This is a genomic window from Streptomyces fructofermentans, from assembly GCF_014651055.1.
GTDB classification, from domain to species: domain Bacteria; phylum Actinomycetota; class Actinomycetes; order Streptomycetales; family Streptomycetaceae; genus Streptomyces; species Streptomyces fructofermentans.
On sequence record NZ_BMWD01000041.1, the window covers coordinates 34,456 to 53,999 of the forward strand.

Genomic DNA, 19,544 nt, shown 5'->3' on the forward strand with positions numbered 1-19,544 from the left:
CGGCGGCGTGTCCACCGGCGGGCCCACGAGCGGTGCCGCGGCGCGCGCCGGACGGGTGCAGCCCGGGCGGCGGCCGCCGCCCCGGTGCGGGTCAGCCGCGGAAGGCCGCCGGGCGGTCCGGGCTCGCCTCCGCGAGGGCCTTGGTGACCTCGGCGGTGCCTGCCCGCAGGCCGTAGACGGGGGTGTCGGGCTGCTGGCGCCAGGAGTCGTCGATGCCGCCGGTGTCGACGGTGTCGAAGCCGAGCTGGTCGATCAGGGCGCGGACCTTCGTCTTCGCCGCCTCGTCGTCCCCGGCGACCGGGAGAGCCACACGGTCGGGTGCGCCGGCGGGCCGCGGGCGGTCCAGGATGTCCTGGGCGTACGTGCCGTTGAACGCCTTGATCACGGAGTGGCCGATCCGGCGTTCGGTCCAGCGGCTCTCGGTGATGCCCTCGTCCTCGATCTCGTCGATGCGGCCGTCGCGCTGCTGCGGGTAGTAGTTGTTGGTGTCGATGACGGCCACGCCCTCGGCGGCTCCGTCGAGGAGGCCGGAGGGCAGGTTCGGGACGGCCTTCACGGGGACGGTGACGATGACGATCTCGGCGTCGCGGGCGGCCTCCTCGGCGGTGACGGGGGTCGCCCCGGTCTCCTGTGCCAGTTCCTTGAGCGTGTGCGGGCCGCGGGAGTTGGCGACGAAGACGTCGTGGCCCAGCGCGGTGAGCCGCCGGGTGAGGTTGCCGCCGATGTTGCCCGCGCCGATGATGCCGATCCTCATGACTGGCCCCTTCACCTTCCAGTTCCATGCATATGCATGCTTCTGGGGAGGGCAACCCCGGTCGGCCGGGGCCTATTCCGCGAGGGGGCCGACCGGGTGAAAGGGAGCGGCTAGGCGGGGCGGACCTCCACGGCCCGTACGCCGGCGTCCGCCCGCTCGATCGCGTAGATGACGCTCTGGCCCTCCGCCAGGACGTCGACGAACTGGATGGCCTGCGCCTGGAAGGGGACGTCCTCGTCGCCGCCGTAGGGGGAGATGAAGCCGACCCCCTTCGCGGCGTCGAACAGGATCACGCGCCCCGCCCGCAAACTGTTCCGCACCCTGCCACCTCTCACGCACCGTCAGTTCGCTCATTCATCCCCGCTCAGGACCGTGTGACACCTCTTGATCACCTGATGTCGTGAACGGGCAGGCAGGCAGGACGGCGGGCGGGGCGGCGGGCTGCGCCTGCCGCGCGGTCCCGGTGCCGCGCAAGGAGGACGGGTCGCGGGAGGGCGGGTCGCTGGAGGGCGGGTCGCAGGGGGCGTGGGGCCGAGCAGCGGCGTCGGTCGTCGCGGGCGTGCCGGACAAAGGTGGCGCGCTCAGTGGTCGTGGGTGTGGGGGCGGGTTCCGACGGCCGTGAGGGCGGCTGCGGCCGAGAGGGCGGCCAGTACGGCGAACAGGGCCGGGTATCCGCCGAGGGGGCCGGCGAGGAGCGTGCCGGCGAAGGGGGCGAGGGCGGCCGCGGTGTGGGCGGGTGCGCCGAGGAGTCCGGAGAGGCGGCCGTAGTGGGCGGTTCCCCAGCGGTCGGTGACGGCGGTGGCCTGGAGGAGGGTCAGGTTGCCCCGGACGGTCCCGGCCGCCACGGACAGCACGACGAGGAGGGTGTACGGCCCCGGGACGAGGGCGAAGGCGGCCGTGGTGAGTCCGCCGAGCCCGACGAGGGCCGCGGTGCGGGGGGTGGTGCGGGTGTGGCGGGCGAGGGCGGCGTAGAGGGTGCGGCCGAGGGTCTGCCCGGCGCCGCCGAGTCCGAGGGCCCAGGCGGCCTGGGTGGTGGTGCAGCCGCGTTCGAGGAGGAGGGGGACGAGGGTGATGACGGCGGTGTACATCGCGAACGCCGAGAGGGCGAAGGTCGCGGCCAGCATCCAGAACGCCCGGCTGCGTACGACCGGTTCCGGCCCGGCGGCCGGCCGTTGGGGGCTTTGGGGGGCCGGCGGCCAGGGGGCCCGGAGGGCGAGGGCGTGGGTGGGGATGGTCAGGGCGGCGAGGATCGCGGCGAGGACGGCGTAGGTGGTGCGCCAGGAGTAGTGGTCGGCGAGGACGGCGGTCAGGGGTGCGAAGACGGTGGAGGCGAGTCCGCCGGCGAGGGTGACGGCGGTCAGGGCGCGGATGTGGTCGGGGGCCCACCAGCGGGTGAGGGCGGCGAAGGCGGGCGGGTAGAAGGTGGCGGCCATCGCCGCCCCGGCGAGCAGCCATCCGGCGGTGAAGACGGCGAGGTTGGGGGCGGCGGCCACGACGAGGAGGCTGAGCGGCCCGAGGACCGATCCGGCCGTCATGACGATGCGGGGGCCCTGGCGGTCCAGGAGGCGGCCGACGTGGATGCCGGCGACGGCGGAGACGACGAGGGCGGCGGAGAACGCGGCCGTGGTGGCGCCTGCGGGCCAGCCGGTGCGGGCGGTGATGGTGGGGTTGAGAACGGGGAAGGCGTAGTACAGGACGCCCCAGCTGGTGATCTGCGTGGCGCACAGGGCGGGCAGGACGGCGCGTGGCCGTGACCGGGTCCCCGTCCCGGTCGCGGCCACGCCGGACGTGGTGTGCGGCATGCGGGTCAGCAGCCGCCCGAGGCGGTGGGGGCGCCGATGGTGAGTGTGGCGGGCGGGGCGGCGCAGCAGCCTGCGGTGTCCTGCCCGGTGGTCTCGGGCTGGTCGAAGAGGCCCGCGCCGCCGCAGACGCCGCTTTCGGGGAGGGTGAGCTCGACGCGCTCGGCGGCTTCGCGGTCGCCGGCCAGGTGGGCGGCGACGGAGCGGACCTGCTCGTAGCCGGTCATGGCCAGGAAGGTCGGGGCGCGGCCGTAGGACTTCATGCCGACGAGGTGGATGTCGGGTTCGGGGTGGGAGAGTTCGGCCTGGCCGTGGGGGTAGACGGTGCCGCAGGAGTGCTGGTTGGGGTCGATCAGCGGGGCCAGGGCGAGGGGGGCCTGGAGGCGTTCGTCCAGGCCGAGGCGGAGTTCGTCCAGGAACGAGAGGTCGGGGCGGAAGCCGGTGAGCACGATGGCCTCGTCGACCGGGTCCAGGCGGCGGCCGTCCTCGCCGACCAGGACCAGGCGGCCGTCCTGGGTGCGCTCGACGGTGTCGGTGCGGAAGCCGGTGACGGCGTCGGCGTGGCCGCTGTCGACGGCGGCCTTGGCGGCGAGTCCGAGCGCGCCGCGGGCGGGGAGCTGGTCGGCGTCGCCGCCGCCGAAGGTGGAGCCGGAGATGCCGCGGCGCAGGATCCAGGTGGCGTGCGTGCCGGCTCCGTCCTCGGCGCGGGCCAGGTCGGCGAGGTGGGCCAGCGCGGTGAACGCGGAGGCGCCGGAGCCGATGACCGCGGTGCGCTTTCCGGCGTAGCGGGCTCGGGTGGCGGGGTCGTCGAGGTCGGGGACGCGGTAGGTGATCCGGTCCGCGGCCGCCTTTTCGCCGAGGGCCGCAAGGCCGCTCGCGCCGGCCGGGCCGGGGGTGGACCAGGTGCCGGAGGCGTCGATGACCGCGCGGGCGAAGAGGCGCTCCTCCCGTCCGTCGGGGGTCTCGGTGTGGACGACGAAGGGCTGGTGCTCGCGGTCGGCGTCGACGATCCGGTCCCGGCCGCTGCGGGAGACGCCGACGACCCGGGCGCCGTAGCGGACGCGGTCGCCGAGGGCGTCCGCGAGGGGCTGGAGGTAGCGCTCGGCCCAGTCGCCGCCGGTGGGGTAGGTGGTGGGTGCGGGGGCGGTCCAGCCGGTGGGGGCCAGGAGCTTCTCCGCGGCGGAGTCGACCACCTCGCTCCACGGGGAGAACAGTCGTACGTGGGCCCAGGCGCGGGTCGCGGTGCCGGCGTTCGGGCCTGCTTCCAGGACCAGGAAGTCCAGGTCGCGTGCGGCGAGGTGGGCGGCCGCGGCCAGTCCCACGGGCCCGGCGCCGATGACCACGACAGGCAGCCGGTCGTTGGCGGTGGCGGTGGCGTTCACGACGAGTCCCCTTTGTTTCGACGTTTGTCGATGTCCGACGTGGCCAGCATCGCACCTGCATCGATGGACGTCAACATAGACATTCATCGAAATCAGCTGGCCGGACCTCTCCCGCAAGGGTTCGACGCATGTCAACATAGACATATGTCGAACACGAGGGTGCTGCCCCTGCTGGAGCCGGAATCCGACGTGGCGGCGTGCTGCCCGCCGCTGGACGAGCGCCCCCTGAGCGCCCGGGAGGCCGAGAGCGCGGCCAGGATGTTCAAGGCCCTCGGGGACCCGGTGCGGCTGCGCCTGTTCTCCCTGGTCGCCTCCCACGCGGGCGGCGAGGCGTGCGTGTGCGACATCTCCGACGTCGGCGTCTCCCAGCCGACCGTCTCCCACCACCTCAAGAAGCTGAAGGAAGCCGGACTGCTCAGCTCGGAGCGGCGCGGCACATGGGTGTACTACCGGGTCGAGCCGTCGGTGCTCGCCGCGATGGGCGCACTGCTGGCCGGCGCCGCGAAGACCGTGTGAGCCCCGCGCGGACCACCGGACCGCCGCCGCCCGCGCACGCCCGTTGCGGCGTCACGCCGCGGGCGTCGCTCAGGCGGTCCTGCCGCGCATGAAGACGACCGCCACCAGCGCCAGGCCCACCGCGGTGCCGATCAGCTGCATGCCGACGAAGCCCGGCACGGACGCGGGGGCGATGCCCGCGAAGGTGTCGGTGAAGGCGCGGCCGATCGTGACGGCCGGGTTCGCGAAGGAGGTGGAGGACGTGAACCAGTACGCCGCCCCGATGTAGGAGGCCACCGCGGCGGGGGCGAACCGCAGCCGGTCGGTGCGGCCCAGGCCGAGGATCAGCAGGATCAGGCCGGCGGTCGCCACGACCTCGCCCAGCCACAGGTTCCCGCCCGAGCGGTCGTGGGTGGACCACTTCACCAGCGGCTCCCCGAACATGGCGTCCGCCAGGACCGCCCCGGCGATCGCGCCGGCGATCTGCGAGGGCACGTACACGGCCGCCTCGCGGGCCGTCACTCCAGCGCCGCCGCGGCGGGCGGTCCACCACTCGGCCAGCGTGACGGCCGGGTTGAAGTGCGCGCCGGAGACCGGGCCGAGGAGCACGATCAGCACGCCGAGGCCGAAGACGGTGGCGGTGGAGTTCGCCAGGAGCTGGAGGGCGACGTCGTCGGTGAGCCCGGTGGCCTGGATGCCGGAGCCGACCACGACCGCGACCAGGCCGGCGGTGCCGACCGCCTCGGCGGCCGCACGGGCGACCAGCGGAGCGCGGGGCAGGGTCGCGTCGGGAGCCGGCCGGGGCGTGTCGGGAGCCGGCCGGGGCGTGTCGGGAGCCGGTCGGGGCGTGTCGGCGGCTGTGGCGGGCCCTGCCGCGGGTGCGGCGACGGGCTCGGCGGCGGTCAAGGCGGGGTACTCCTCGGGCAGATGGGGGCCGGACCGTCAGGGCCGTCAGGACCTTCCGGACCGCAAGGACCGTCAGAAGCAGACGGCCTACGAGCAGGACCGCTTGAGGTCCGCCCCGGCGGTGGCACGCGCGGTGCGGGCCAGGTCGGCGAACTGGCCGGCGAGGGTTTCGATGACCTCCGGGCGCAGGCGGTAGTAGGTGAACCTCCCGCACGGCTCCGTGTCCACGACGCCCGCCTCGCGCAGCACTCTCATGTGGTTGGAGAGGTTCGTCTGCTTCGCGCCGGTCTCCTCCACGAGGTGGGTGGTGCACAGCGTCTCGCGGGCGAGGAGGGTCACGATCCGGAGCCTGAGCGGGTCGGCCAGAACCCGGACCAGCTCGGCGTCGACTGACGTCATCATGGACTGATACTTTCACATCAGCCAAGGCTGATACCAGCCTGTGCTGACCTGTTCTCCGGTGTGCGGGGGGCCGTCAGCCGCCCGCCCCGAAGGAGGAACGATGCCCGCCTCGCCGCCGCTCCCGTCCGTGCTGTTCGTCTGCGTCCACAACGCGGGCCGCTCCCAGATGGCCGCCGGCTTCCTGCGCCACCTCGCCGGCGACCGCGTCGAGGTCCGCTCCGCCGGCTCCGCGCCCGGCGACGGGGTCAACCCCTCCGCCGTCGCCGCGATGGCCGAGCTCGGCATCGACATCTCCGACCAGCGGCCGAAGGTCCTCACTCCCGAAACCGCCCGGGCCAGCGACTACATCATCACGATGGGCTGCGGCGACGCCTGCCCCTACTTCCCCGGCAAGACCTACCTCGACTGGCAGCTCGACGACCCCGCCGGACAGGGCGTCGAAGCCGTCCGGCCCATCCGCGACGAGATCCGAACCCTCATCGAGGGCCTGATCGCCGAGATCGACGCCAAGAAGGCGTGACCGGACGGGCGATGACCCCCAGCCGCCCGCCCCATGCCCGACCGCTCCCACGCCCGGCTGCCTGCATGCCCGCCCGGCCGCTCCCACGCCCGGCTGGCTGCCTGCATGCCCGCCCGGCCGTTGCCGCCGAGGCGGAACGCGCGCGGCAGGGAGCGGGCGTCCACTGCCGCCGCCCGCGGTCCCGCCCTCAGGTCCCCGTCCTCAGGTCCCGCCCACGGGGCGCAGCCCGCGACGAGCCGGCCCATCGCGATCGGCGGTCCCACCGACCCCGCCCGGCACGCCCGGTGATCCCCCGGTCGGCTCGTGGCACGCCCGTGGCGCCGGCCCTTCGGCGCGGGACCAGCCCCTCCGGCGCGGGGCCGAACCGTCCGCGGCGGGACCACCTCTCCGGCCCCGCCCTTGTGGCGCGAGGCCGGATCTCCGGCGCGGGCCGGCCCGTTCGGTGCGGGGCCGGAACCGCCCTCCGCTCCCCCTCGACCGGCACGGCCGGTCACAAGCGCCCGTCGGCATGATTGACTCACGGGCGATCATTGATCGCCCGTCCTCGCCGGGTTCGTACGGAGATGAGCGATTCGGCCACAAACCAACAAAGCGACCTGACAAGTGAAATCTGATATATCGCGAATATTGTCGCGAACGGACGGCAGACCGGTGTTCGCCGCGCTGCGCCGGCCGCGGGTGCTGCTGTGGGCGGCGGCCGGTGTGGCGACCCTCGGGTTCCTCATCGCGCTGGAGAGCGCCGCGCGCCGCTACGGCCTGCCGGGGCCGATCACCAACCTGGCGAGCGAGGTGGTCCTCGCCCCGCATTCCGGGCCGCTGCTGTACGCCGGCCTGGCACTGACCATGGTGGTGCTGACCTGGCGGCAGCGGTTCATCGCGCTGGGGACCGCGATCGGCATCGACTGCGTCTTCTTCCTCGTGCGGTGGGCCCTCGACGCCGACATGAACTTCGGCAACGGCGCCCTGTGGGTCCTGCTGGGCTGCGCGGTCGTGGCACTCACCCGCCGTACCGGACAGGAACGCGTGCTGCTCCTCAAGGGCGCGGGCCTGGGCATGCTGCTGGTGGCCGGCCACAAGACCGGCGACACCTGGCTGCTCATCACCTCCAAGACCCGCCCCTCGGTGCTCGACCCGTACGTGGCGACCGCCGATCACGCGCTGGGCAACCCCTCGTGGCTGGCGGGCCGGCTCGTCGAGGCCACCGACCCGGTCGGCTTCCACATCCTGTACTGGGTCTACGGCCAGCTCCCGCTCGCCGCGGCCGTCTTCGCGCTGTACCAGCTGCGCCACGTGGCCGTCGAGCGCCGCTTCCCGGGCCACCACCTGGTGCGCACCTTCCTGGTGATCGGCCTGCTCGGGCCGGGCATCTACATGCTGTTCCCGGTGGTCGGCCCGATCTTCGCCTACGGCGCCGACGGCGGGCACTGGGCGGTGGCCGACGTGTGGCCGAACACGCCGCCGCCGCTCACGGCCCCGCACCCGATCCCCTTCGACGAGATCACCCCCCGCAACTGCATGCCCAGCCTGCACACGGCGTGGGCGACCGCGATCTTCCTCCATTCCCGCAAGGGGTCGCGGGCCCTGCGGTACCTGGGCGCGTTCTGGCTGACCGCCACGCTCACCGCGACGCTGGGATTCGGCTACCACTACGGCGTGGACCTCATCGCCGGCGTGGTGTTCACGCTCACCATCGACGCCGCGATGCGCGCCTTCGACCGCGGCTGGGACCGGTCGGCCGTCCTGCTGGTCGCCTACGGCACGACCGTCTTCGGCCTGCTCCTGGCCTCCTACCGCTACCTGCCGACCGAGATGGCCCGACACCCCTGGTTCTACGGGCCCCTTCTGCTGCTCGCGATGGCGTCGGTGATCCGGGGCTACATGCGGACCACCCGGGCACGCGACGCCGGGCCCGCACCGGCGCTGCAGCCGGAGCCGCAGCCCGAACTCGTCTGAGGCACGACGGGGCACAGCGTCGGCACCGGCATCCGCGTCGGCGTCGGCGTCGGCCTGGGCGTCGGGAGGGGTTTCCGGGTGGGTCCGGGAACCCCTCCCCCGGTTCAGTGCGCCAGCCACACCGCCGTGTCGGACGGGAGGCGGCCGTCCTCCAGCGGCCCGCCGGCCAGCAGTACGGCGCGGTGCGCGGGGAGTTCCACCGGATGCGGGGACAGGTTGACCACGCAGCGAAAGCCGGGGTCGCGGCGGAAGGAGAGCACGTCGCTGCCGGGTTCGCTCTCCCAGGAGAGCGAGCCGTCGCCGAGTGCGGGCTCGGCGCGGCGGATGCGCAGCGCCTCGCGGTAGAGCGCCAGCATCGAGGACGGGTCCTGCTCCTGCGCCGCGGCGGTCAGCGACTTCCACGCCTGCGGCTGCGGCAGCCACGTACCGGAGCCCTCGGGGCCGAATCCGAACGGCGGGGTGTCCCCGTCCCACGGCAGGGGGACGCGGCAGCCGTCGCGGCCCCGGTCGGTGTGCCCGGAGCGCTGCCACGTGGGGTCCTGGAGCAGGTCCTCGGGCAGGTCCTCCACCTCCCACAGGCCCAGCTCCTCGCCCTGGTACAGGTAGGCGCTGCCGGGCAGGGCGAGGGTGAGCAGCGCGGCGGCACGGGCCCGTTTCGTGCCCAGGTCCAGGTCCGCGGGGTGGGTGAGGTCGGACAGCGAGCGCAGTGGTCCGTCCGGCTGGGGCCGGGCGTAGCGGGAGACGTGCCGGGCCACGTCGTGGTTGGAGAGCACCCAGGTGGCGGGGGCGGCGACCCGGCTGAGCGCCCCCAGGGACGAGTCGATCACCTGCCGCAGCCGGTCGGGCCGCCACGGTGTCATCAGGTAGTCGAAGTTGAAGGCCGTGTGGAGTTCGCCGGGCCGTACGTAGCGGGCCAGCCGTTCGGGTGCCCCCGTCCACGCCTCGGCGACGAAGACGCGGGGTTCGTCGTAGGTGTCGGCGACGGCCCGCCAGCCCTGGAAGATCTCGTGGACCTCCTCGCGGTCCCAGTGCGGGTGGTCCTCGCGGGTGGCGCCCTCCAGCAGCTTGCCGTCCAGCGAGCCGAGGTCCGGCAGGCCGGGGGCCTTGACGAGACCGTGTGCGACGTCGATGCGCACGCCGTCCACACCCCGGTCGAACCAGAAGCGCAGGATGGACTCGAACTCGGTGCGGACCTTGGGGTTGTCCCAGTTCAGGTCGGGCTGCTCGGGGGCGAACAGGTGCAGGTACCAGGGTCCGGGTGAGCCGTCGGCCTCGGTGATCCGGGTCCAGGCGGGTCCGCCGAACACGCTGCGCCAGTCGTTGGGGGGCTCCTCGCCGCGCGGGCCGCGCCCGGGACGGAAGATGTAGCGCTGCCGGGCGTCGGACCCGGGTCCCTGGGCCAGTGCCCGGCGGAACCAGGCGTGCGCGGTCGAGGTGTGGTTCGGGACGATGTCGATGATCAGGCGCAGGCCGTGCCCGTGGACCTCGTCGAGCAGGGCCTGCGCGTCGTCGAGCGTGCCGAAGAGCGGGTCGATGTCCCGGTAGTCGGCGACGTCGTAGCCGCCGTCGGCCATCGGGGACGGGTACCAGGGGGTGATCCACAGCGCGTCGACGCCCAGGGCGACCAGGTGCGGCAGGCGCCGGCGCAGGCCCGCGAGGTCACCGATGCCGTCGCCGTCACCGTCGGCGAAACTGCGCAGGTACACCTGGTAGATGACGGCGTCACGCCACCAGTCGGCGCGGGCGCGGGCGGAGTCCATCGGCTTCTCCTGGCGGCGGGCTGGGCGAACGGCCTGGTCGTGCCGTGCACCCCGGCGGCCGGCAGCGGCCGGGCGCCGGGGTGCACGATCACGTCAGGAGCCTTCCCGGCGGGCGCGGGGTCAGTCGCGGGCCACACGTTCGGGGTCGTCCGCCTGGGTGCCGATGCGCAGCCACCGGTAGCCGTAGGCGGGCAGCTGGACGGGGAGCAGGCCGTCGTCGGGCACCGTGAGGCCGGCGTGGTCCTCGTCGAGCAGGTCCGTCAGCCTGCTGCCGGGTCCGGTTCCGGGCACCCGCAGCCGTACGGTGAGCGGCCGGCCCGCGAAGTTGTGCACGGCCAGCACGCCGGCGTCGGTGGTGCGGCCGATGTGCGCCAGCACGGCGCGCTCCCCCGTCTCCAGCAGGCGGTACTCGCCCCAGGCCAGCTCGGGGGCCTCCCGGTAGCGCTCGGCGAACAGCCGGATGCGGCTCAGCAGCGAGTGGGGGTCGCGGCTCTGGTCGTAGACGTTGACCTTCCGGGGTGCGTACGCGCCGTCCGCCAGTGGGTTGGGGAAGGTGTCCGGGGCGGCGGTGGAGAAGCCGGCGCCCTCCTGCGGGGTCCACTGCATGGGGGTGCGGACGGCCTGGCGGCCCTCGGCGGCCAGGTTCTCCCCCATGCCGATCTCCTCGCCGTAGAAGAGCACGGGGGTGCCGGGCAGGGTGAACAGGAGGCTGTAGGCGAGTTCGACGCGGCGCCGGTCGCCGCCGACCATGGGGGGCAGCCTGCGGCGCAGTCCCCGGTCGTAGAGTTGCATGTCCTTGTCGGGGCCGAAGGACGCGAACACCTCGGCGCGTTCGTCGTCGGTGAGTTTGTCGAGGGTGAGCTCGTCGTGGTTGCGCACGAACGTGGCCCAGTGCGCGTCGCGCGGGGCGGCGGGGCGTTCGCGCAAGGCGCCGGCCAGCGGCCCGGCGTCCTCGCGTGCCATCGACAGGTACATCCGCTGCATTCCGACGAAGTCGAAGCACAGGGTGAGTTCGTCGCCGCGGTCCGCGTCGGGGTCGCCGAAGAACCGGGCGAGGTCGTCGTAGGGCAGGTTGACCTCGCCGAGCAGGATCGACTCGCCGTTGCGGCGGCCGAGGAAGGCGCGCAGGTCGGCCAGGTAGTCGTGCGGGTCCGGCAGCTTGTCGGCGTCGTCCTGCCCGGCGGTCTCCAGGAGGAAGGGCACCGCGTCGACGCGGAATCCGGACAGTCCGAGCTGGGTCCAGAAGCCCATGACGCGGGCGATCTCGTCGCGCACCTCGGGGTTGGCGACGTTGAGGTCGGGCTGCTGCTTGTAGAAGCGGTGCAGGTAGTACTGGCCGCTTCCCTCGTCGTACTCCCACAGGCTGTCCTCCGCGTCGGGGAAGACCACGCCCCGCGGGCCGTCCTCGGGCGGCTCGTCCTGCCAGACGTACCAGTCGCGGTGGACGGAGTCCCGGCCGGAGCGGGCGTCCTTGAACCAGGGGTGGTCCTGGGAGGTGTGGTTGACGACGAGGTCGGCGATCACGCGGATGCCGCGGTCCTTGGCGGTGCGGACGAACTCGGTGAAGTCGCCGAGGGTGCCCAGGCGGGGGTCGACACCGTAGAAGTCCGTGATGTCGTAGCCGTCGTCGCGTTCACGTGTCGGGTAGAAGGGCATCAGCCACACGCACGTCACGCCCAGGCGCACCAGGTGGTCGACGCGCTGCGTGAGGCCGGCGAAGTCGCCGGTCCCGTCGCCGTTGCCGTCCTGGTAGGTCTCGACGTCCAGGCAGTACACCACCGCGTTCTTCCACCACAGGTCGGAGGTGAGGGTCAGACGCACTGGTACTCCTTGGCCGTGGCGGGCAGCGGGCGGGTGACGTCGAGCCGTGGCAGCACCTCGGAGGCGAACGTGTCGATGAACGGGCCCTGTTCGCGGCCCACGTGGTGCAGCATCACCGCGTCGAAGCCGAGTTCCGCGTACTCCTGGAGCCAGGCGGTGTGCCGGCCGAGGTCCGAGGAGACGTTGACCGTGCGCGCCACCTGCTCGGGCGTGACGTGCTCGCTGACGATGTCGAACAGTTCCGCCGAGTCCAGGTCCCAACTGGCGGGCGGTGCGTGCACGTTGGTGCGCCACTGGTCGTGTGCCAGCGCCAGGGCCTCGTCCTCGTCGGGCGCCCAGCTCAGGTGCGCCTGGAGGTGCAGGGGGCCGCGGCCGCCCGCGTCGCGGTACGCGTCGATGATCTCGCGCAGCCGTTCACGCGGGGCGTTGACCGTGATGAGGCCGTCCGCCCACTGGGCGCAGCGGGCCGCGGTGGCCGTGCTGCAGGCGGCTCCGATCAGCGGGGGCACGGCGGGCGGCAGCGTCCACAGCCGGGCCCGGTCGACGGTGATCAGCCCGTCGTGGCTCACCTCCTCCCCCCGCAGCAGCGCGCGGATGACGTCGACGCACTCCAGAAGCCGTGCGTCGCGTACGTCCTTGCGGGGCCAGGGAGCCCCGGTGATGTGCTCGTTGGAGGCCTCGCCGCTGCCGAGCGCCACCCAGAACCGGCCCGGGAACATGGACGCGAGGCCGGCGACCGCCTGGGCGACGATCGCGGGGTGGTAGCGCTGGCCCGGCGCGTTCACCACGCCGAACGGCATCCGGCTGGTGGCCTGGAGGGCGGCGCCGAGCCACGACCAGGCGAATCCGGACTCCCCCTGGCGGACGCTCCACGGGGAGAAGTGGTCCGAGCACATGGCGGCGGTGAAGCCCGCGCGTTCGGCTCGCACCGCGGCGTCGAGGAGGTCCGCGGGCGGGATCTGCTCGTGCGAGGCGTGCAGTCCATAGACAGTCATGCCGCAGCGGGTGCCCCTGCTGGCGCACCTCAACATGGACGGGACCGGTCGGGATCCCGAAACCCGTTGCACGCCCGCGCACTTGACCCGCGGCGGGCGCCGCTCCGGCCGCAGACGCCCACCGCACCGGGTGGCACGGCCGCACCCCCCGGCCGGTCCTGTAACGCGCGGCCCGCCGCCGACCAAGTAGGAGTGACAGCACGAACGACGACGAGAGGGACGTACGTTGGCACCGGACACGACAGACCGGGACCCGCCGCCGGGAGGAACGTACGACCCCGCGGCGTTCGAGATCTTCTACCGCCGCCATGTCGAGGCCGTCACACGGTTCATGGCCCGGCGGGTCGGTGATCCGCACACCGTCGCGGACCTGACCGCCGAGACCTTCCTCCGCGTGATCGACTCCTCCCGCGCCTACCGGCCCGACCTCGGGACCGAGGCGGCCTGGCTGTACGGCATCGCCCGCAACGTCGCGGCGGCCGAGGCGCGGCGCAGTGCGCGCCGGCACGTGCTCGGCAGCCGTATCGCCGGCCGGCGGCTGCTGGACGGCGACGACATCGGCCGGCTGGAGGAGAAGCTCGACGCCGAGCAGGCGGGGCGCCGGGCCCTGGCCGCGATGGACGGGCTGCCCGACGGGGAGCGCGCGGTGATGGAACTCGTCGCCGTCGACCAACTCACCGTCTCCGAGGCCGCCGAAGCCCTCGGGATACGCCGGGTCACCGCCCGGGTGCGGCTGCACCGGGCCCGCAGGTCGCTGCGCGGCGCGGGCATCGGGACCGCCGACGCAGCCGCCGACACAGCCGCCGGCACCGGGGCCGCGGACACGGGGGCTGCGGTCGCCGCGCGCGGCCCGGGGGACGTGCCCGGCGCCCGGCGGGCGCCGCACCCGACGACGGATCGGGCCGGCATCACCTACGTACGGGGAGAAGCATGAACACGAAGACATTCGAGGACCGTCTCCTGGACGAACTCACCCGGGAGATCCTGCTCAGGCCCGACCGGCCGCCGCAGCCCGCCCCCCGCCGCAGGGCCGCTCCCCGGCGGGCCCTGGTCGCCCTCGCCGCGTGCACCGCCGTGGCGGGCGTCGTCGTCGCCCTGCCGTCGGCGACGGGCGGATCCGAGGCGTACGCCATCGAGCACAACCCGGACGGCAGCGTCACCCTGCGCCTGGGAGAACTCGCGCCACCCAGCGCACAGCAGCAGAAGGAGGTGGCCGAGCGGCTGCGCGCCGCGGGCGTCCACGTGAGCATCGACAACCCCAGGAGCGGCTACGTCTGCGCGCAGCCGCGCGGCCGGAGCGTCCTTGTCGACGTGGTGAAGACGCCGTCCGGCGATCCCGACGATCCCGGCGAGACCTGGAGGTTCACCATGACGCTGCATCCCGGGGACACCCTGGCCTGGGAGAACCCGCAACCGGTCAAGGGCGGGGTGAGCGCGGCCTCGAGCATCTACGCGTCCAGGGGGAAGATGAAGCCCTGCCGTGAAGTGCCGGTCAAGGCGCCTCCCGTCACGGGCCTCCGGTAGCGGTCACCACGGGCGCCGGGCCCGTACGGCTTCGGTGGTACGGGCCCGGCGCGGTGGACGCGGGGACCCCTGGGCGGGGGCACGCGTCATGCGGGTGGGCCAGGTGGGCGAGGACCGTGCGTGCGGCCCTCGTGACGGCGTCGCGGGCTTCGTCGGTCGGTTCGTGGATCTCGAAGCCGTGCAGGCCGTCGGGGACGTCGATGAGGTCCAGGGGTGTCTTCGTCTCATGTGCCGCGGCCACGAACTGCGCCACCGTGGCCGCGATCTGCGGGGTCTCCCGGCCCGCCCGGGTGAGCACGATCGGCGGCGGCGCGGCGGCGGCGGAGCGCAGCGCGCCGACGGGGGCGAAGCGGTCCTCGACCGCGCCCCAGCCGGGCAGCGGGGCCAGGATCGGGTACGTGAGGGCCAGGCAGCGCAGCCACGGGGGCGGGTCGGTGAGCCAGTGCGCGGCGAGCAGTCCGGCGCCGGAGAAGATCCACAGGGCGATGCGCGACTCGTCCACGCGGGGGTCGGCGCGCAGCAGTTCGAGGGCTTCGGCGACGTCGTGCGCGGCCTGCGCGTAGTCGGTGATGTGGTGCAGGCGGTGGTCGACGACGGCCGCGACCGCGCCCAGGCCCGCGGTGTGGCGGGCGTAGCCGAGGTAGAACGGCCAGTCGCGCGGGGTGGGGGCGAGGTCGGGCGGGATCGGCCCGCCGTGCACGAACAGCACGGCGGGCATGGGCTCCTGTGGCGTGCCGGGCTCCGGCAGGTGCAGGTCCACTCGCCCGTGGCGTTCTTGCGGGCGTTCGGGGGTGTCGAGGAGGAAGGGCCGCAGGAACGGCTGCTCGTCCTCGGGTGCGGTCAGCCGCCGGCCCTCGCCCGCGGCCGCGCGCAGCAGGACGGCGGCCAGTTCGTCGGGGTGGGAGAGCATCGGCCAGTGCCCGGTGGGCAGTTCGAAGAAGCGCACATCGGGGTCGGCCAGCCTGCGGAACTGCGGAGGGCCGGTGCGTACGAGTGCTTCGACCAGTTCCAGGGTCGTTCCGCCGGCCGTGCACAGGATTCCGGTGGTCGGCAGGGCTGTCGCGGCGCCGGTCAGGCGCAGCGGACGGGTCAGGGTGCACGGCGGCTGCGGGGCGGACTGGCGGCTGAGCTGTTCCAGGTGCCGCCCCGACAGCCCTTCGGTGCTGCCCCAGCGCTGCCACTGCCCCGGCCCGGGCGGCGGGATCGGCTCCGACTCGCCCCGGGTGCGCAGCAGTTCGCGTACCGACGGGTCGGGCACCAGGGCCATCGGCGCGTCGCCGTCCTGCGGCAGGCCGGCGTCCAGGTTGACGATCCGCGCGACGCGTTCGGGGCGGCGGTCCGCGGCGGCCAGCACCGGATGAATGGCGTAGTCGTGGCCGACCAGTACCGACTGCCCCGCCGGATCGAGGGAGTCGATCAGCCGGATCACGTCCTCGGTATGCGTCTGCAGGTCGGCGTCGGGCTGCCGGCTCAACGCCACCGGGTGCGCCCGGGCGCCCGACGCGCGCAGCCGACCGGCCACCTCGCTCCAGATCCGGTCGTCGGTGAACGGGCCGGACACCAGGATGAAATCGGACATCAGTACCTCCAGGGGGCGGGTTCGTCCCGGGTACCGTAGGAACTCCTGCTGAGGGAGGTTCAACCCGTGCCGCCAGAAGGCACCTTGAGCATCGGCGAGCTCGCCGCGCAGACGAGGACCACCGTCAAGACCGTCCGCTTCTACTCCGACCAGGGGCTGCTGCCCGAAGCCTCGCGCAGTAGCGGCGGCCACCGCCGCTACGGCCCCGAGGCGCCGGCCCGGCTGCGGACGATCCGCGCACTGCGCTCGCTGGGCGTGCCCGTCCCGGAGATCGGGCGGGTCCTTGGGCGCGGGGACACCCTGGAGTCCGTACTGGCACGCCGGATGGACGACCTCGGGACCGAACTCGCCGCCCTGCGCTGGCGCGAGGCCGCGCTGACCGCGGTTCGGGACGGTACGCCGCAGGAGCTCGCCGAACGCCTGGAGCTGATCGGGTCGGTCGGTGTCCCGCCCAGCACGGCCCCGCTCGCGCACTACTGGCGCCGCCTGCTGCCGGTGCGTCTGTCCGCCCGGTTGCGCGCCGCGGTCACCGAGGCGGCCGTCCCGCAGCCCCCGGCCGCCCCGACCCCGGACCAGGTCCTCGCGTTCGCCCGCCTGGCGGCGCTGGCCACCGCGGCCACCGACCACTGCCTGGTGGCGCACCGGCCCGCCGCGGCCACCGCCGCGCACCCGGACCTGCTGTACGGCGGACTGCACGAGGCGTTCCACCTGGTGGACGCCGCCCTGCGGGCCGGCCGCGGCCCGGGCCCGGGTGAGGCGCTGGACTGCTACGTCGCCGCGCACGCCCGCGCGGGCGAAACCCGCGACAGCCCCGCCTTCCGGCGCGCCCTCACCGTCCGCCTCGCCGCGCAGGACCATCCGGTGATGTCCCGCTACTGGCAGCTGGCCGGGCAACTGTCACCCGAACTGACCCTCGGTGGAGCGGACTTGTGGCTGCGTGAGGCGCTGGACGCGGATGTTGTTGCGGGCTGAGGACCGTCTGCGGGTGCCTGCGGCGCGCCGTACCGCCGGCGGGCCGGGCAGCCGCCCCAAGGGGGCGGGTACGCGGTCCGGGCGCTGCCTGCTCCCGGGGGTGGGCGAGGCGTCCGGTGTTCCCGGGGGCGGGAGGCCGGGGCTGGGGTGCGGGGCATGACCGGCGGCGCTGTGGCCTGCCCCGCGTGCGGGCAGCCCCTGCGCTGCGGCGGCCAGGTGCTCTGCGTGCGCGAGGACGACGGCCGGCGGGCCTGCCGCTCGCTCTGGAGGTGCACGCGGCGGCACGTCTGGTGGCGCTGGGCGGATCGGCCGGACGGGCCCTTGGAGGTCTGCCCTGTACCGGGGTTGTTCCGCTGACCTCCCGGGAGTACCGGTGCGGGAAACTGTACGGATGAACGACTCCGGTGATTGCCGCCCGCTGGCCTCGGCCGAGGAGATCCACACGTATCTGGTCGAGCGGCTGAACCTGGCCCTGCGGGGGCCGGAGATGTTCGGGGGCGAGATCGCCCTCCAGATACTGATGAACCATCTGCTGATGGCCGAACGGGAACCGGATCCGATCGGGCGGCTGCGGTCGACGTGGCAGGAGCGCGGGGCATGGACCTCGCTCGGGGTCACCGGGGCCTTCCGCGAGCTGGTCCCGAAGCCGAAATACAACTGCGGCATGGCGTCGGTGTACGCGGAGTTCGCGCAGGCGCGCGGCTGGCTCAGGCCGGACCGCACGCTGGCCTCCGACGCCTACCGGGCCATGGTCGACCAGGTGCGGGACTGGGTGGGCGAGGACCGCACCTGGGCCGACGTGACCGACCGGTTCGGACCGCCCTCGGTGCTGTTCGGCGGCAGCAACCCGCTGTACAGCAAGTCACTCGGCTACCTCGCCGACGACCCCGCTCTGCCCATGGTGGTCTTCCACCTGTGGAACGGCACCGAGCCCGGCCCCGGCGACGGCTGGCCCCCCGCGCACGAGCAGCCGCTGCTGCTCGCCGTGCGCCACGGCCACGGCCCGTTCCCGGGCACGTTCACCTTCACCCCGCACGGACACCGCCTGCGCCCACCGACCCTCGAACAGGCCTGGCTCGCCTGAGGCGTCGGCCTTCCGGCATGCCTCTCGCCGGAGCGATGTACCGGCGTCGGGTGCGGCATATCGGGGTGGGAGAGCATCAAGGACCGCGAGGACGAAGCCGGCCGGCGGCAGGTAGTCGTGGGCTTCGACGTAGTGGGCGACCAACTCCGGCGCGGCATAGGCGACTCCGTCGCCGGGGACCCGTATCTCGGCGCTTCCCTTCGCGCAGTCCTTGACGGCGCCGGCCTTGCCGGCCAGGCGTTCGGCGCACCAGGGGCAGAAGTGGTGGCCGCGGGTCTGCTGTGCCCGGTGGGTGCTTGTCATGCGCTTCAGCGCCTCCACCAGGTCCGCGGACGCAGCCTCCTTGGGGTGACTCCTGCCGCGCTCGAGCCAGCCCACGTTCACCTCGGGCATACCCCGCCAGTGCCCCGGTCCCGGCTGTGCCATGTCGTGGCCGTAGGTGTACGGGGTGAGGTCGGCGTAGTACGTCATGGTCGATGTCTATCAGTCGCCGGGCCGATGCCGACCCCCGCCCCGAGGCTGCGACGGCGCCTCCGGCACCAGCCGCTCGACAATCCCCACGACCCTGTCGTGCCTATGACCTGCTTGAGCAGTCGGCCTCGGTCCAGGTCGCCTGGAGGTCACGGCAGACGATGGTGAGTGTGCCCTCCCAGCAGGCGATCTCGTGGCTGCAGCCGTCCCTGTGCGGCAGGATCTCGTCGAGAATCACAGTCCCGAGGTCCGTCTCTCCATCCTCGTCGGCGGGATCGATGACGAAGCTGGACACGCCTGCGTAGCGGATGAGCAGGTCTCGATCATGCTTCCAGCAGTTGTGCTGGAACTCGATCTCCATCTCCTCACCGCCGGCACCCCGGACGGCCCGAAGCGTCAGGTCCTTCACACATTGCCTGCTGTGGAAGTCGTAGTGATCCGTATCAGTGGCGAAGGACCGGGCCCCCAGTGGCAGATCACCAGCGATCGAGGGCAGATGCTCCAGGTAGCGGGACGGGTCCAAGACCCCTGACAGGTCGCCGACCTGCGCATCGAGATTGACGTACTCCATCGACCTTCGCCCCGCTTGCGGCTTCCTGCCGGCCGATGAATCGTCGCACAGCCTCACCACATGGGATGGCGTCCAATCAGACGGGCGCATCCGGTCAGCTGACCCACCGATCAGAGAGACACGCGCTAGCCGTCGATGTCGAGCGCCGTGCCGTACAGCCGGTCGACCTTCAGCCGGATGGCCAGTCGGCGCTCGGCTACCAGTTCCTCCAGGAACGCGGCTTCGTCCTCGGGCCTGCCGGACTGCGGGATCATCCCGAGCAGTTCCTGTCCGACCGCGTCCCCGGGTACCGCCGTGGGCTCGGAGACCGTGGCCTCGCCCTCGGCGACGGCGAACGACCACACGTCGCCGCCCTGCACGTGCAGGGCGGCGCGTGGATCGCGCTGCAGGTGCTGGACCTTGACCCGGTCGGCCGTGGTGGAGAACCGTGCGATGCGGGCTTCGGGGTCCCAGCTGTAGACCATGGTCTTGACGTGCTCCCCGCCCTAAAGGGCGAGGATTCCAGCCTGGGCCGTCTGGCCCTTCTGGGGGCTTCCTGCTTCACGGCGCTGTGCGG

The 19,544-nt window shown here is 73.4% G+C and carries 18 protein-coding genes and 2 pseudogenes; 7 read left to right on the forward strand and 13 right to left on the reverse strand.

Going from position 1 to position 19,544, the window contains the following annotated elements; genetic code table 11:
* Positions 1–91: 91 nt before the first annotated feature.
* The 4 genes from IE265_RS35025 to IE265_RS35040 all read right to left on the reverse strand — a co-directional run bounded on the left by IE265_RS35025 (position 92) and on the right by IE265_RS35040 (position 3,935).
* Positions 92–769 (reverse strand): NADPH-dependent F420 reductase, encoded by a 678-nt coding sequence (locus IE265_RS35025; protein WP_373303095.1) that lies wholly within the window; start codon positions 767–769, stop codon positions 92–94.
* Positions 770–864: 95 nt separating this feature from the next.
* Entirely contained in the window at positions 865–1,074 is a 210-nt protein-coding gene (locus tag IE265_RS35030) for a cold-shock protein (RefSeq protein WP_229916903.1), read from the reverse strand.
* Positions 1,075–1,335: 261 nt separating this feature from the next.
* The gene (locus IE265_RS35035) at positions 1,336–2,556 is read right to left on the reverse strand and encodes an MFS transporter (RefSeq protein WP_190039809.1); all 1,221 of its coding nucleotides are present in this window, start codon (positions 2,554–2,556) and stop codon (positions 1,336–1,338) included.
* Between the two features lie 5 nt (positions 2,557–2,561).
* Positions 2,562–3,935 carry an FAD-dependent oxidoreductase gene (locus IE265_RS35040; protein ID WP_190039810.1) on the reverse strand — a complete coding sequence of 458 codons (1,374 nt, stop codon included), beginning with the start codon at positions 3,933–3,935 and terminating at the stop codon, positions 2,562–2,564.
* 144 nt (positions 3,936–4,079) lie between these two features.
* Here IE265_RS35040 and IE265_RS35045 point away from each other — a divergent pair, with 144 nt between their 5' ends.
* Positions 4,080–4,451: an ArsR/SmtB family transcription factor gene (locus IE265_RS35045; RefSeq protein ID WP_190039811.1), complete on the forward strand. Its 372-nt coding sequence runs from the start codon at positions 4,080–4,082 to the stop codon at positions 4,449–4,451.
* Positions 4,452–4,520: 69 nt separating this feature from the next.
* Here the strand turns inward: IE265_RS35045 and IE265_RS35050 are convergent, their stop codons facing one another.
* Together IE265_RS35050 and IE265_RS35055 are read right to left on the reverse strand one after the other, a co-directional pair.
* Positions 4,521–5,336 carry an aquaporin gene (locus tag IE265_RS35050; RefSeq protein WP_190039812.1) on the reverse strand — a complete coding sequence of 272 codons (816 nt, stop codon included), beginning with the start codon at positions 5,334–5,336 and terminating at the stop codon, positions 4,521–4,523.
* An 87-nt stretch (positions 5,337–5,423) separates the two neighbouring features.
* Positions 5,424–5,738 (reverse strand): ArsR/SmtB family transcription factor, encoded by a 315-nt coding sequence (locus tag IE265_RS35055; protein ID WP_190039813.1) that lies wholly within the window; start codon positions 5,736–5,738, stop codon positions 5,424–5,426.
* A 100-nt stretch (positions 5,739–5,838) separates the two neighbouring features.
* Here IE265_RS35055 and IE265_RS35060 point away from each other — a divergent pair, with 100 nt between their 5' ends.
* Together IE265_RS35060 and IE265_RS35065 are read left to right on the forward strand one after the other, a co-directional pair.
* On the forward strand, positions 5,839–6,258 hold the full coding sequence (locus IE265_RS35060) for an arsenate reductase ArsC (RefSeq protein WP_190039814.1): 420 nt from the start codon (positions 5,839–5,841) through the stop codon (positions 6,256–6,258).
* A gap of 627 nt (positions 6,259–6,885) precedes the next feature.
* On the forward strand, positions 6,886–8,211 hold the full coding sequence (locus IE265_RS35065) for a phosphatase PAP2 family protein (RefSeq protein WP_373303096.1): 1,326 nt from the start codon (positions 6,886–6,888) through the stop codon (positions 8,209–8,211).
* Positions 8,212–8,315: 104 nt separating this feature from the next.
* Here IE265_RS35065 and IE265_RS35070 read toward each other — a convergent pair whose 3' ends face one another.
* The 3 genes from IE265_RS35070 to IE265_RS35080 all read right to left on the reverse strand — a co-directional run bounded on the left by IE265_RS35070 (position 8,316) and on the right by IE265_RS35080 (position 12,787).
* Positions 8,316–9,971, reverse strand: coding sequence for a glycoside hydrolase family 13 protein (locus IE265_RS35070; RefSeq protein WP_190039815.1), 1,656 nt, complete (start codon positions 9,969–9,971; stop codon positions 8,316–8,318).
* 120 nt (positions 9,972–10,091) lie between these two features.
* Positions 10,092–11,792 carry an alpha-amylase family protein gene (locus IE265_RS35075; protein ID WP_190039816.1) on the reverse strand — a complete coding sequence of 567 codons (1,701 nt, stop codon included), beginning with the start codon at positions 11,790–11,792 and terminating at the stop codon, positions 10,092–10,094.
* Positions 11,783–12,787 (reverse strand): TIGR03885 family FMN-dependent LLM class oxidoreductase, encoded by a 1,005-nt coding sequence (locus tag IE265_RS35080; protein ID WP_190039817.1) that lies wholly within the window; start codon positions 12,785–12,787, stop codon positions 11,783–11,785. The genes IE265_RS35075 and IE265_RS35080 overlap by 10 nt, the downstream gene beginning before the upstream one ends.
* A gap of 331 nt (positions 12,788–13,118) precedes the next feature.
* On the opposite strand from IE265_RS35080, the gene IE265_RS35085 reads away from it, so the two are divergent.
* On the forward strand, positions 13,119–13,721 hold the full coding sequence (locus tag IE265_RS35085) for an RNA polymerase sigma factor (RefSeq protein WP_229916911.1): 603 nt from the start codon (positions 13,119–13,121) through the stop codon (positions 13,719–13,721).
* Positions 13,718–14,311 carry a hypothetical protein gene (locus tag IE265_RS35090; RefSeq protein ID WP_190039819.1) on the forward strand — a complete coding sequence of 198 codons (594 nt, stop codon included), beginning with the start codon at positions 13,718–13,720 and terminating at the stop codon, positions 14,309–14,311. Before IE265_RS35085 ends, IE265_RS35090 begins: the two co-directional genes overlap by 4 nt.
* Here IE265_RS35090 and IE265_RS35095 read toward each other — a convergent pair.
* Positions 14,295–15,890, reverse strand: a complete 1,596-nt coding sequence (locus tag IE265_RS35095) for an alpha/beta hydrolase (protein ID WP_229916904.1) — start codon at positions 15,888–15,890, stop codon at positions 14,295–14,297. The genes IE265_RS35090 and IE265_RS35095 overlap by 17 nt on opposite strands.
* 84 nt (positions 15,891–15,974) lie before the next feature.
* On the opposite strand from IE265_RS35095, the gene IE265_RS35100 reads away from it, so the two are divergent.
* Positions 15,975–16,862, forward strand: coding sequence for a MerR family transcriptional regulator (locus tag IE265_RS35100; RefSeq protein WP_229916905.1), 888 nt, complete (start codon positions 15,975–15,977; stop codon positions 16,860–16,862).
* A 391-nt stretch (positions 16,863–17,253) separates the two neighbouring features.
* Positions 17,254–17,946, forward strand: coding sequence for a hypothetical protein (locus IE265_RS35105; protein ID WP_190039821.1), 693 nt, complete (start codon positions 17,254–17,256; stop codon positions 17,944–17,946).
* Positions 17,947–18,036: 90 nt separating this feature from the next.
* On the opposite strand, the pseudogene IE265_RS39520 reads toward IE265_RS35105, so the two are convergent.
* From IE265_RS39520 to IE265_RS35115, 3 genes and pseudogenes are all read right to left on the reverse strand, one after another.
* Positions 18,037–18,417: pseudogene (locus IE265_RS39520) on the reverse strand (DUF7919 family protein); the annotation flags it as partial.
* Positions 18,418–18,520: 103 nt separating this feature from the next.
* On the reverse strand, positions 18,521–18,940 hold the full coding sequence (locus IE265_RS35110; RefSeq protein ID WP_229916906.1) for a hypothetical protein: 420 nt from the start codon (positions 18,938–18,940) through the stop codon (positions 18,521–18,523).
* A 173-nt stretch (positions 18,941–19,113) separates the two neighbouring features.
* A pseudogene (locus IE265_RS35115) lies at positions 19,114–19,473 on the reverse strand (pyridoxamine 5'-phosphate oxidase family protein); the annotation flags it as partial.
* Positions 19,474–19,544 lie beyond the last annotated feature (71 nt).

Excerpts from the sequence above, each read along its gene's own strand:
- IE265_RS35035 (WP_190039809.1), bottom strand. The coding sequence starts at position 2,556 with ATGCCGCACACCACGTCCGGCGTGGCCGCGACCGGGACGGGGACCCGG.
- IE265_RS35045 (WP_190039811.1), top strand. The coding sequence starts at position 4,080 with ATGTCGAACACGAGGGTGCTGCCCCTGCTGGAGCCGGAATCCGACGTG.
- IE265_RS35055 (WP_190039813.1), bottom strand. The coding sequence starts at position 5,738 with ATGATGACGTCAGTCGACGCCGAGCTGGTCCGGGTTCTGGCCGACCCG.
- IE265_RS35060 (WP_190039814.1), top strand. The coding sequence starts at position 5,839 with ATGCCCGCCTCGCCGCCGCTCCCGTCCGTGCTGTTCGTCTGCGTCCAC.
- IE265_RS35070 (WP_190039815.1), bottom strand. The coding sequence starts at position 9,971 with ATGGACTCCGCCCGCGCCCGCGCCGACTGGTGGCGTGACGCCGTCATC.
- IE265_RS35080 (WP_190039817.1), bottom strand. The coding sequence starts at position 12,787 with ATGACTGTCTATGGACTGCACGCCTCGCACGAGCAGATCCCGCCCGCG.
- IE265_RS35085 (WP_229916911.1), top strand. The coding sequence starts at position 13,119 with ATGGCCCGGCGGGTCGGTGATCCGCACACCGTCGCGGACCTGACCGCC.
- IE265_RS35090 (WP_190039819.1), top strand. The coding sequence starts at position 13,718 with ATGAACACGAAGACATTCGAGGACCGTCTCCTGGACGAACTCACCCGG.
- IE265_RS35095 (WP_229916904.1), bottom strand. The coding sequence starts at position 15,890 with ATGTCCGATTTCATCCTGGTGTCCGGCCCGTTCACCGACGACCGGATC.
- IE265_RS35105 (WP_190039821.1), top strand. The coding sequence starts at position 17,254 with ATGAACGACTCCGGTGATTGCCGCCCGCTGGCCTCGGCCGAGGAGATC.